This is a genomic window from Cupriavidus sp. 01L46 (assembly GCF_056399905.1).
Window position 1 is genome coordinate 1 of sequence record NZ_JBFTSF010000337.1, and the last position, 10,778, is coordinate 10,778.

Annotated in this window: 14 protein-coding genes and 2 pseudogenes; 14 read left to right on the forward strand and 2 right to left on the reverse strand. The window is 63.2% G+C overall.

The window, feature by feature from the left end; all coding sequences use genetic code 11:
- From AC1DS3_RS33470 to AC1DS3_RS33530, 13 genes and pseudogenes are all read left to right on the forward strand, one after another.
- A partial coding sequence (locus AC1DS3_RS33470; RefSeq protein ID WP_477128849.1) for an imidazoleglycerol-phosphate dehydratase occupies positions 1-360 on the forward strand: 360 nt, incomplete at its 5' end.
- A 122-nt stretch (positions 361-482) separates the two neighbouring features.
- A complete protein-coding gene (locus AC1DS3_RS33475) occupies positions 483-1,106 on the forward strand; it encodes a YchE family NAAT transporter (protein WP_477128850.1) in 624 nt (207 codons plus the stop codon).
- Complete coding sequence (gene hisH / locus AC1DS3_RS33480; protein WP_441637830.1) at positions 1,103-1,756, forward strand: imidazole glycerol phosphate synthase subunit HisH; 654 nt, start codon at positions 1,103-1,105, stop codon at positions 1,754-1,756. Before AC1DS3_RS33475 ends, hisH begins: the two co-directional genes overlap by 4 nt.
- A gap of 89 nt (positions 1,757-1,845) precedes the next feature.
- Positions 1,846-2,592 (forward strand): 1-(5-phosphoribosyl)-5-[(5-phosphoribosylamino)methylideneamino]imidazole-4-carboxamide isomerase, encoded by a 747-nt coding sequence (gene hisA, locus AC1DS3_RS33485; RefSeq protein WP_477128851.1) that lies wholly within the window; start codon positions 1,846-1,848, stop codon positions 2,590-2,592.
- Between the two features lie 78 nt (positions 2,593-2,670).
- Positions 2,671-3,441 (forward strand): imidazole glycerol phosphate synthase subunit HisF, encoded by a 771-nt coding sequence (gene hisF / locus AC1DS3_RS33490; RefSeq protein WP_174424913.1) that lies wholly within the window; start codon positions 2,671-2,673, stop codon positions 3,439-3,441.
- Positions 3,442-3,456: 15 nt separating this feature from the next.
- Positions 3,457-3,864: a phosphoribosyl-AMP cyclohydrolase gene (gene hisI / locus AC1DS3_RS33495; protein ID WP_043350207.1), complete on the forward strand. Its 408-nt coding sequence runs from the start codon at positions 3,457-3,459 to the stop codon at positions 3,862-3,864.
- A complete protein-coding gene (locus AC1DS3_RS33500; protein WP_253931149.1) occupies positions 3,861-4,241 on the forward strand; it encodes a phosphoribosyl-ATP diphosphatase in 381 nt (126 codons plus the stop codon). Before hisI ends, AC1DS3_RS33500 begins: the two co-directional genes overlap by 4 nt.
- Before the next feature lie 60 nt (positions 4,242-4,301).
- Positions 4,302-4,676 (forward strand): DUF4870 family protein, encoded by a 375-nt coding sequence (locus AC1DS3_RS33505; protein ID WP_441637938.1) that lies wholly within the window; start codon positions 4,302-4,304, stop codon positions 4,674-4,676.
- Positions 4,677-4,747: 71 nt separating this feature from the next.
- Positions 4,748-5,104, forward strand: coding sequence for a histidine triad nucleotide-binding protein (locus AC1DS3_RS33510; RefSeq protein WP_477128852.1), 357 nt, complete (start codon positions 4,748-4,750; stop codon positions 5,102-5,104).
- A 163-nt stretch (positions 5,105-5,267) separates the two neighbouring features.
- Positions 5,268-5,504 (forward strand): Sec-independent protein translocase subunit TatA, encoded by a 237-nt coding sequence (gene tatA / locus AC1DS3_RS33515; protein ID WP_043350196.1) that lies wholly within the window; start codon positions 5,268-5,270, stop codon positions 5,502-5,504.
- Between the two features lie 151 nt (positions 5,505-5,655).
- Positions 5,656-5,850, forward strand: a pseudogene (gene tatB / locus AC1DS3_RS33520) (Sec-independent protein translocase protein TatB); the annotation flags it as partial.
- A 207-nt stretch (positions 5,851-6,057) separates the two neighbouring features.
- Positions 6,058-6,858, forward strand: a complete 801-nt coding sequence (tatC, locus tag AC1DS3_RS33525) for a twin-arginine translocase subunit TatC (protein WP_477128854.1) — start codon at positions 6,058-6,060, stop codon at positions 6,856-6,858.
- A 245-nt stretch (positions 6,859-7,103) separates the two neighbouring features.
- A complete protein-coding gene (locus tag AC1DS3_RS33530) occupies positions 7,104-8,180 on the forward strand; it encodes a porin (protein WP_477128853.1) in 1,077 nt (358 codons plus the stop codon).
- Positions 8,181-8,672: 492 nt separating this feature from the next.
- Here the strand turns inward: AC1DS3_RS33530 and AC1DS3_RS33535 are convergent, their stop codons facing one another.
- Positions 8,673-9,866, reverse strand: coding sequence for a Do family serine endopeptidase (locus AC1DS3_RS33535; RefSeq protein ID WP_459372148.1), 1,194 nt, complete (start codon positions 9,864-9,866; stop codon positions 8,673-8,675).
- Between the two features lie 19 nt (positions 9,867-9,885).
- Here AC1DS3_RS33535 and AC1DS3_RS33540 point away from each other — a divergent pair, with 19 nt between their 5' ends.
- Positions 9,886-10,632, forward strand: a complete 747-nt coding sequence (locus AC1DS3_RS33540) for a Nif3-like dinuclear metal center hexameric protein (RefSeq protein WP_043352388.1) — start codon at positions 9,886-9,888, stop codon at positions 10,630-10,632.
- 54 nt (positions 10,633-10,686) lie between these two features.
- Here AC1DS3_RS33540 and mscL read toward each other — a convergent pair.
- A pseudogene (gene mscL, locus AC1DS3_RS33545) lies at positions 10,687-10,778 on the reverse strand (large conductance mechanosensitive channel protein MscL); the annotation flags it as partial.

Genomic DNA, 10,778 nt, shown 5'->3' on the forward strand with positions numbered 1-10,778 from the left:
GGCCAGGCCATTGGCGACAAGAAGGGCATCACCCGCTACGGCCACAGCTATGTGCCGCTGGACGAATGCCTGTCGCGCGTCGTGATCGACTTCTCCGGCCGCCCGGGCCTGGAGCGTCACGTGCCGTTTACCCGCGCGCGGGTGGGCAGCTTCGACGTGGACCTGACCATCGAGTTCTTCCGCGGGTTCGTCAACCATGCCGCGGTGACGCTGCATATCGACAACCTGCGCGGCATCAATGCCCACCATCAATGCGAAACCGTGTTCAAGGCCTTCGGCCGCGCGCTGCGCATGGCGGTGGAAATGGATCCGCGCGCCGGCAACACGATTCCGTCGACCAAGGGCACCCTCGTCGGCTGAGCCTTAGCGGCGTCCACCAGCCTCGCATGGCGGCGCGTTCTGCGCCGCCGGCGGCAAATTTCCGATCAATGTGGTGCCGATGCGGCACCAACGCGGCATTAGCGCGACATTAGCCCAACCCGATGGATACGCTTAAGTCGTTCATCTCGCTGCTGGCGCTGATCAACCCGATCGGGGCCATCCCGTTCTTCATCAGCCWGACCACCCAGCAGACCGAAGAAGAAAAGCGGCATACCATCAAGATCGCGTCGATCTCGGTGGCGACGGTAGTGGGCATTTCCGCCTTGCTGGGCCAGCAGATCATTGAGTTCTTCAATATCTCGGTGGCCTCGCTCCAGGTCGGCGGTGGCCTCATCATGATCATGATGGCGATGAACATGCTGAACGCCCAGACCGGCCGTACCAAGGCGACGCCCGAGGAAGAGGACGAGGCGGAAGCCAAGGCCAGCATCGCGGTGGTGCCGCTGGCGCTGCCCTTGCTGACCGGGCCCGGCTCGATCAGCACGGTCATCGTCTATGCCGGCAAGACCCAGCACTGGTACCAGTTGCTGATTTTGGTCGGAATTGGGATCGCGCTTGGCGCAGTGGTATATATAGTATTCCGCGCGGCGGACCCGATCGCGCGCGTGATCGGCCGCACTGGCATCAATATCGGCACGCGCCTGATGGGACTGATCCTATCGGCGCTGGCCGTGGAATTCATTGTGGACGGGCTTAAGACATTGTTGCCTGTTTTGAAATCATGACTACCATAGCAATTGTGGATTACGGCATGGGCAACCTGCGCTCGGTGGCGCAGGCCCTGCGTGCGGCGGCGCCCGAGGCGGACGTGCAGGTGGTGGACCAGCCCGAGGCGATCCGCGCGGCGGACCGCGTGGTGCTGCCCGGCCAGGGGGCGATGCCCGACTGCATGGGCGCGCTGGGCGCGTCCGGCTTGCAGCAGGCGGTGATCGAGGCCGCCGCCAGCAAGCCGATGATGGGGGTGTGCGTTGGCGAACAGATGCTGTTCGACTTCAGCAAGGAAAGTAGGGCGCAGGACGGCAGCACGCCTTGCCTGGGACTGTTGCCCGGCGAGGTGATCCGCTTCGAGCTGGAAGGCATGACCCAGCCGGATGGCTCACGTTACAAGGTGCCGCAGATGGGCTGGAACCGGGTGCGGCAAGCGCGCTCCCATCCGCTGTGGGCTGGCATCCCCGATGAAAGCTGGTTCTATTTCGTGCATAGTTACTACGTGCATGCGCAGGATCCGGCGCATATCGCCGGCGAAACCGACTACGGTGTCTTATTTACGAGCGCGGTAGCGCGCGATAATATTTTTGCCACGCAGTTCCACCCGGAAAAGAGCGCCGCCATGGGCTTGCAGCTGTACCGGAACTTCGTGCATTGGAATCCCTGAACCTCGATAGCGGCTTTTTCGGGACCGAGTTGGCCGGCCACGGTGGCTAGCTCAATTTTCTCTTTCACTCAATCACGCTCGTCACACTTATGTTGCTCATTCCGGCCATCGACCTGAAGGACGGTCAATGTGTACGCCTTAAACAAGGCGACATGGACCAGCCCACCGTCTTTTCCGAAGATCCCGCCGCCATGGCACGTCACTGGGTGGAGCAGGGCGCACGGCGCCTGCACCTGGTCGACCTCAATGGTGCGTTCGTGGGCAAGCCCCGCAATGAAGCTGCCATCAAGGCCATCATCGCCGAGGTGGGCGATGAGATCCCGATCCAGCTCGGCGGCGGCATCCGCGACCTGAACACCATCGAGCGCTGGCTCGACGGCGGCCTGTCGTACGTGATCATCGGCACGGCCGCGGTCAAGAATCCCGGGTTCCTCAAGGATGCTTGCACGGCGTTCGGCGGCCATATCATCGTCGGCCTGGACGCTCGCGAAGGCAAGGTTGCCACCGACGGCTGGAGCAAGCTGACCGGCCACGAAGTCGCCGATCTCGCGCGCAAGTACGAGGATTACGGCGTGGAAGCCATCATCTACACCGACATCGGCCGCGACGGCATGCTGCAGGRCATCAATATCGATGCCACCGTCAAGCTGGCACAGTCGGCGACGATTCCGGTGATCGCCAGCGGCGGGCTGTCCAACCTGGCCGATATCGAACGCCTGTGCAGTGTGCAAAAGGATGGTGTCGAGGGCGTCATCTGCGGCCGCGCGATCTATTCGGGCGACCTCAATTTCGCCGAAGCCCAGGCGCTTGCCGACAAGCTCGGCGCCGAGCAGTAAGACAACGCGCCTCGCGCGCGACAATTGCAGCCACCGGCGCCGCGCATGCGCGCAGCGCCGTGGCGGGCAAGGAATCTCATGCTAGCCAAACGTATCATCCCCTGCCTCGACGTGACCAACGGGCGGGTGGTCAAGGGTGTCAACTTCGTCGAATTACGCGACGCGGGCGACCCGGTCGAGATCGCCCGCCGTTATGACGAGCAGGGTGCCGATGAAATCACTTTTCTTGACATCACCGCGACCAGCGACGGCCGCGACCTGATCCTGCACATCATCGAGGCGGTGGCCTCCCAGGTCTTCATCCCGCTGACGGTGGGTGGCGGCGTGCGCGCCGTGGAAGATGTGCGGCGCCTGCTCAATGCCGGCGCGGACAAGATCAGCGTCAACTCCTCGGCCATTGCGAACCCGCAACTGGTGTCGGACGCCACCGCGCGCTACGGGTCGCAGTGCATTGTGGTCGCGATCGACGCCAAACGCAGTTCCGCGCCCGGCGAGCCGGCGCGCTGGGAAGTCTTCACCCACGGCGGGCGCAAGGCCACTGGCCTGGACGCCGTGGCATGGGCGCGCGAGATGGCCGCGCGCGGCGCCGGCGAACTGCTGCTAACCAGCATGGACCGCGACGGCACCAAGAGCGGCTTCGACCTCGAGCTCACGCGGGCTGTCAGCGACGCGGTGTCCGTGCCGGTGATCGCCTCGGGTGGCGTGGGCGGCCTGAAGGACCTGGCCGACGGCATCAAGCTGGGGCACGCCGACGCGGTGCTGGCCGCCAGCATCTTCCACTACGGCGAGCACACCGTTGGCGAAGCAAAGGCATTCATGGCCCGCGAGGGCATTCCGGTGCGAATCTGAACACGGCGAACCGACATGGCAAAGAAGTGGCTCAACAAGGTTAAGTGGGACGACAACGGCCTGGTGCCGGTGATCGTCCAGGAAGTCGGCTCGAACGACGTGCTGATGTTCGCGTTCATGAACCGCGAAGCGCTGCAGCGCACTGCGGAGATCGGCGAGGCCGTGTTCTGGTCTCGCTCGCGCAAGCGCCTGTGGCACAAGGGCGAGGAATCCGGCCACGTGCAGAAGGTGCACGAGATGCGCCTGGATTGCGATGAAGACGTGGTCCTGCTCAAGGTTACCCAGAACGACGGCATCGCCTGCCACACCGGGCGCCACTCCTGCTTTTTCCAGAAGTTCGAGGGCGACGCCGAGAGCGGCGACTGGCAGACCGTCGAGCCTGTGCTCAAGGATCCGTCCACTATCTACGCGGCCAAGCCATGAGCGAACAACACTTGAGCAGCGCGGACGTGCTGGCGCGCCTGGCCGCCGTGCTGGAGTCGCGCAAGCCGGAGAACGGCGGCGACCCTGACAAGTCTTACGTGGCACGCCTGTTCCACAAGGGTGACGACGCCATCCTGAAGAAGATCGGCGAGGAAGCCACCGAGACCGTGATGGCCGCCAAGGATGCGCGTGCTGCCGGCTTGGGTCCGGAGGCGGTCGGCAAGGTGGTGTACGAGGTGGCCGATCTCTGGTTCCACAGCATGGTGCTGCTCGCCCGTTTTGGCCTGAAGCCGGCCGACGTGGTCAACGAGCTGGCTCGCCGCGAAGGCCTGTCCGGCCTTGAGGAAAAAGCCCAGCGCAAGGCCGACGGCAGTTGAATGGCCGCGCCGGCCCCGCCGGCAACCCGCAACTACGAGCCGCTTTCAGGAGCAACGACGATGGGGGATGTGATCACCGCTGACAACGACCGGCTCGCTAGCCTGCGCAAGCTGACGCACATCCTTTATGCCCTGTACGCCATTTTCTGGCTGACCGGCGGCATCACCGCGCTGATCGCCATCGTGGTCGGGTACGTCAAGCGCGACGACACCCGGGGCACCCTCTACGCCTCCCACTTTGCCTGGCAGATCCGTTCCTTCTGGTGGTCGGTGGCGTGGGCCGTTCTGGGCGGCGTGCTGTTTGCCACGGTGTTCTTGATACCGCTGGCCTTTGCGGTATGGGGCGTGCTGTCCCTGTGGATGTTGTATCGTATCGTCAAGGGCTGGCTCTACCTGAACGACAGCAAGCCGATGTACCCGGATCAGCGTTTCTGATGTTTGTGACGGGATCCCGGCGGGTTCGCGGCGAAATCGCAGCCTGATTTGCTGCGCGCAATGAAATTTTCATGAATTCACCGCACAATTGCCTCTTCTGCCGGATCGTGGCCGGCCAGCTGCCGTCGCGCAAGGTGTATGAAGACGACGAAATGCTGGCTTTCCATGATATCGACCCGAAAGCCCCGGTACACTTCCTGCTCGTTCCCAAGGTGCATGTCGATTCGCTGGCCGATTGCGGACCCGGCGAAGGCGCGGTGCTTGCTAAAATGATGTTGAAAGTGCCGGAGTTGGCGCGCGCGGAAGGCTGTGGCAATGGTTTTCGGACGGTAATCAATACCGGCCCGGATGGCGGACAGGAGGTGTACCACCTCCATCTGCACGTGCTTGGCGGCCCGCGCAGCCAGTGGAAGGTGCCGCTGCCTTAAGACTGGCTTCAAGCCAGCCTGGCAGCCAGCCCATGCAGGACCGCGGGCCGCGTGGCCTTCGGTCAGATGCCGTGCCGGCAACCGTCGCCCGGCATGGCCTTCAGTGACGGAACAACAAGCCGGGGTGGCAAGGCGCCGCCCCAGGCTTCATCAGGAGCAGAAAATGGGTTCGTTTAGCATTTGGCACTGGCTCATCGTGCTGGTGATCGTCATGCTGGTCTTTGGCACCAAGAAGCTGCGCAATATCGGCCAGGACCTCGGTGGCGCCGTGAAGGGCTTCAAGGACGGCATGAAGGATGCCAACGGGAACCCCGCTGACGCGCCGGACGCGCCCGCCAAGGAGTTGCGCGACACCACCACCATCGACGTCGAAGCCAAGGAAAAGTCGCGCCAGCAGTAAGCGCGATTCCATCCTTGTCAGCACGCCCGATGTCTTTCCTCCTGGCAGCAATGCCTTGCCGGCCACGTTCGCTTTGCCACGCTAGCCTGCGTGACGATCTGCGCGCTGGCCGGGGCGGCCGTTGTCACGGCCTCATCCTCTCGAACCTCGCATGATCGATCTCGGCATTTCCAAGCTTGCACTGATCGGCGCGGTGGCGCTGGTGGTGATCGGTCCCGAGCGGCTGCCGAAGGTGGCGCGCACGGTCGGCGCACTGGTCGGCCGCGCGCAGCGCTATATCAATGATGTGAAGGCRGAAGTCAGCCGCGAGGTCGARCTCGACGAAYTGCGCAAGATGCGCACGGAGTTCGAGGATGCCGCGCGCGATGTCGAGCGCACCATCCACAAGGAAGTGCACGAGCACGGCCAGGCCCTGAACGATGCGCTGACCGGCACCGATTCCAGCACGCAGGCAGGGGCAAGCCCCGCCGGCGGCTACGTGCCTTCCTGGGACGCGGCGCACAAGCCCCACAACGGCCGCAAGAGCTGGCGCGTCAAGCAAGGCGCGCAGCCCCTGTGGTACAAGCGCCAGCACAATGTACGCGTTTGGGCGCAATCCGGCGGTCCGCAGGAAACCTTCATCTCTCACCTGGTGGAGTTGCGCTCGCGTATCGTCAAGGCCGCATCGGGCGTGATCCTGGTGTTCGTCAGCCTGGTCTACTGGGCGCCGAACATTTACAACTTGTTTGCCAGGCCGCTGATGGAGTCGCTGCCCAAGGGCGGCAGGATGATCGTCACCGACGTCACCGGCTCCTTCTTCGTGCCGATGAAGGTGACGCTGCTGGTAGCCTTCCTGATAGCGCTGCCCTGGGTGCTCTACCAGATATGGCAGTTCGTCGCKCCCGGCTTGTACCAGCATGAGAAGCGATTGATCGTGCCGCTGGTGAGCAGCAGCTACATCCTGTTTATCTGCGGCGTGGCGTTTGCTTATTTCCTCGTGTTTCCCACGGTGTTCCATTTCATGGCGCACTACAACGCCCCGCTGGGGGCCGAGATGTCGACCGACATCGACAAATACCTCAGCTTCGCCATGACCATGTTCCTGGCCTTCGGCATTACCTTCGAGGTGCCGGTGGTCGTGATCGTGYTGGTGCGCTTCGGGGTGGTCGAGCTGGAGAAGCTCAAGCAGATTCGCCCCTATGTGATCGTCGGCGCCTTCGTGATTGCCGCCGTGGTGACGCCCCCCGATGTGCTGTCCCAGCTGTTGCTGGCGGTGCCTTTGGTTGCGCTGTATGAACTGGGGCTGATCATGGCGCGATTCACCACAAAGCCCGTTGCAGCGGACGCCGMAGCCAGCGAAGCCCAGCCGGATTAAGGTCGGGCCGAATGGCGAGAACAAGGCTTGGTGCCGTAACTTTTGCACCAAAATGGTGAAAAATGTCGTCTATGCTGTTGCGACATCACAACAAAATGTGTCCGTAACCATGGTTAACGATGAAAAAGCCTTCTAGCGGCCGGGGGCGCTGACCCATAATACGCAACAGACGTGAAGGTAAATGCGTCGCCCAAGCACTTGGGCAAGCCAAGATTTCCCAATCAGTTGACAAGGAAAGTGTCGATATGAAGATGAAACTGTTTGCAGCCGCTGTAGCTGCCCTGGCCGCTGGTGGTGCGTATGCCCAATCGAGCGTGACCCTGTACGGCGTGGTTGACGCTGGTCTGTCGTTCAACAACAAGGCAAATGCTGCCGGCGACAAGCTGTACCGCATGACCTCGGGCAACCAATCGGGTTCGCGTTGGGGCCTGCGTGGCGTTGAAGATCTGGGCGGTGGCCTGAAGGGCATTTTCGTCTTGGAAAGCGGCTTCAACACCGACACCGGCAGTGCTAGCGACTCCAACCGCCTGTTCAATCGTGGCGCGTATGTCGGCCTGCAGAATCAGTGGGGCACCGTCACCCTGGGTCGTCAACAGACCCTGATGTATGACTTCGGCCTGATCTATGATCCGATGGCGATTTCGACTCGCTACTCGATCACCTCGACCGCAGCTGAATTCGCTTCGCGTGCCGACAACGCCGTCAAGTACGTTGGCACGTTCGGCGGCCTGACCGCGTCGGCTCTGTACTCGTTCACCAACAACGGCCAAGAAACCGCTGGCAAGTTCTCGAACGGCCGCGAATACAGCGCAGCCCTGAGCTATGCTGCAGGCCCGTTCTCGGTTGGTGCTGTGTATGACCAATCGAACAACGTTGACAACGCTGCTGGCGTTGGTGGCTCGCAGCTGACCCGCCGCGCAGMTGTTGCTGGTACCTACGCCTTCGGCCCGGCCAAGGTGTACGCTGGCTATCGCTACGCTCACGGCTTCAACGGCGCGACCATCACTGGCGCACCGACGGCTAACTCGGCAGCCAACCTGTACTGGGCTGGCCTGGGCTACCAGCTGACCCCGGCGTTCTCGCTGACGGGTTCGGTGTACTACCACGACTTCCGCAACACCAGCGCAGATCCGTGGCAGTTCGTTGCTACGGCTGACTACGCTCTGTCGAAGCGCACCGACCTGTACACCTCGCTGTCGTACGTGAAGAACAAGAACGGTTCGTCGCTGGGCGTTGATGGTTTCAACACCTCGACGACCACCAACGTGCAAGCTGGTGCAAACCAGTTCGGCGCTACCGTTGGCGTTCGCCACAAGTTCTAATTTAACGCGGGCGCAAGCTCGCTTTAGATTGGCTTGAATGCAAAATGCCGGCATCCGCAAGGATGCCGGCATTTTGTTTTGTGCGCGCAGTATCGAGGACGGCGCGCAATGCGGGATCCCGGATCACACCCGGCGCTGATAAGTCATGGTGCATTGCCTCGATGTTACCTAAGCGGTGCGTAAGGATGCTCCTGTCAATCCCCGCACCCTACGCATGGCGAGGCCCGGAGCGATCAGGCTCGCCATTGCCATCGGCCTTCCCGGCTTGTGGTGGCTACAGCTTCCCAACGCACTCTCCTGTGCCCGGCGACTTCGCAGTCGCATTGGCAGGATGCCCCTTCCGGGCGCTCTTAGCGCAGCACCAGGTACGTTCCCCCGCCTTGATACGCGTCGCGTCGGGCCCTAAAAACAAAAACCCCGCCACAAAGGGGCGGGGTGGGGTGGCTTGCGGCGACGGCAGGGTGGGATCTGAAGGCTTGACCCGCTCTCCGCTTACTCTTCCTCATCCAGCGGCAGGGCCCGGCGCGGCGGCGGTGGCCGCTTGCCGATCATCACCGTCAGCTCCGTGGGCTTGCCTCGGCGCACAACCTTCATTTTTGCCTCGGCGCCTGGCTTGAGCTGGGCGATGGCGTTGAGCAGGGCGGTGGTGTCAGTAATGCTCTGTCCACCCACCGAGACCAGCACGTCGCCTGGCTTCACGCCGGCCTTGTCCGCCGGGCCGCCCTGGACCACGGCCGCGATCAGTGCGCCTTCCTTGGCCTCGAGGCCGAATGACTCGGCGATCTCGGGGGTCATGTCCTGCGGCTCCACGCCGATCCAGCCGCGCGTCACGGAGCCGGTCGAGATGATGGATTCCATCACTTGCTTGGCCGTGGACACAGGAATGGCGAAGCCGATGCCCAGCGAGCCGCCGGAGCGTGAATAAATGGCCGTGTTGACGCCCAGCAGGTTGCCCTGCGCGTCGACCAGTGCGCCGCCAGAGTTACCTGGGTTGATCGCCGCGTCGGTCTGGATGAAGTTCTCAAAGGTGTTGATGCCCAGGTGGCTGCGGCCCAGCGCCGAGACAATGCCCATGGTGACGGTCTGGCCGACGCCGAAGGGGTTGCCGATGGCCAGCACCACGTCGCCTACCTTGACGTTCTCGATACGCCCCAGCGTGATCGCCGGCAGGTCCTTGAGCGTGATCTTGAGCACGGCCAGGTCGGTTTCCGGGTCCGAGCCCACGACCTTGGCGTTGGCCTTGCGGCCATCGGTCAGGGCGACCTCGATCTCATCGGCGCCGTCCACCACGTGATGGTTGGTTAGAATGTAGCCTTCCGCGCTGACGATGACGCCCGAGCCAAGGCTGGACACCGGCTCCTGGCGCTCCGGCAGGCGATCGCCAAAGAAGAAGCGGAACCAGGGGTCTTCTGCCTGTGGATTGGGTGTTTGCTTATTGCCGTTCTTGCTGGTGAAGATGTTGACCACCGCCGGCATCGCCTGCTGGGCCGCCTCGCTGTAGGAGCCCGGCGCGGAGGAGCCGGCCACATTGGGGACGACTTCCTTCAGCGCAACGATGGGCGAACCGGATTGCACGGCCACCCGGCCGCGCTGCAGCCATTCGGGTTTGAGCGTGGCCACGACGAACCACACTGCCAGCACAACGGTGACAGCCTGAGCAAAGAACAGCCAAAAGCGGCGCAACATATTGGATTTTGGGCAGGATATGAAAACAAAAGATCTTGAATTGTACTTGAACGACCTGCTTCAAGTGCCTCGATACAAAGACTATTGCCCGAACGGATGGCAAGTGCAAGGCCGCCCCGAGGTGGAGCACATCGCCACCGGCGTAACCGCGAGCCTGGCCCTGGTCGAAGCCGCCATCGAGGCCGGCGCCGATGCCATCCTGGTCCATCACGGCTACTTCTGGAAAAACGAGGATGCCCGCGTGATCGGGCAAAAGCACGCGCGTTTGAAGCGGTTGCTGGGCGCCGACGTGAACCTGCTCGCCTATCACCTGCCGCTCGACGACCATCCCGAGTTCGGCAACAACGCCCAGCTGGGCTTGCAGCTCGGCTTCACCCCCACCGGGCGCTTCGGCGACGGCCAGCTCGGCTGGACCGGCACCTTGCCGCAATCCATGCCGCTAGCCGCGCTGGCCGCCCATGTGGGTGGCGTGCTCAACCGCGAGCCGCTTGCCATCGGCGACCCCGAGCAGATGATCCGCACCGTGGGCTGGTGCACCGGCGGCGCCCAGGGCTACTTCGACGCGGCGGTGGCAGCCGGCGTGGATGCCTACCTGAGCGGCGAGGTCTCGGAACAGACCACCCATCTGGCGCGCGAGAGCGGCGTGGCCTACCTGGCGGCGGGGCATCACGCCACCGAGCGCTATGGCATCCAGTCGCTAGGCGAACACCTGGCGCAGCAATTCGGCCTGCGCCATACCTTTATCGATATTCCCAACCCAGTTTGATTCCGGGCTGATGCCGCGAGCCCGGTGCGGTGGCCGGCCCCGCCTGGCATTGCCTCAGGGCTGGCGTGCCTTCAGGCTGTCGCGGATCTCGCGCAGCAGTACCACGTCCTCGGGCGTGGCGGCCGGCGCCGGCGCCGGTTCGGCGG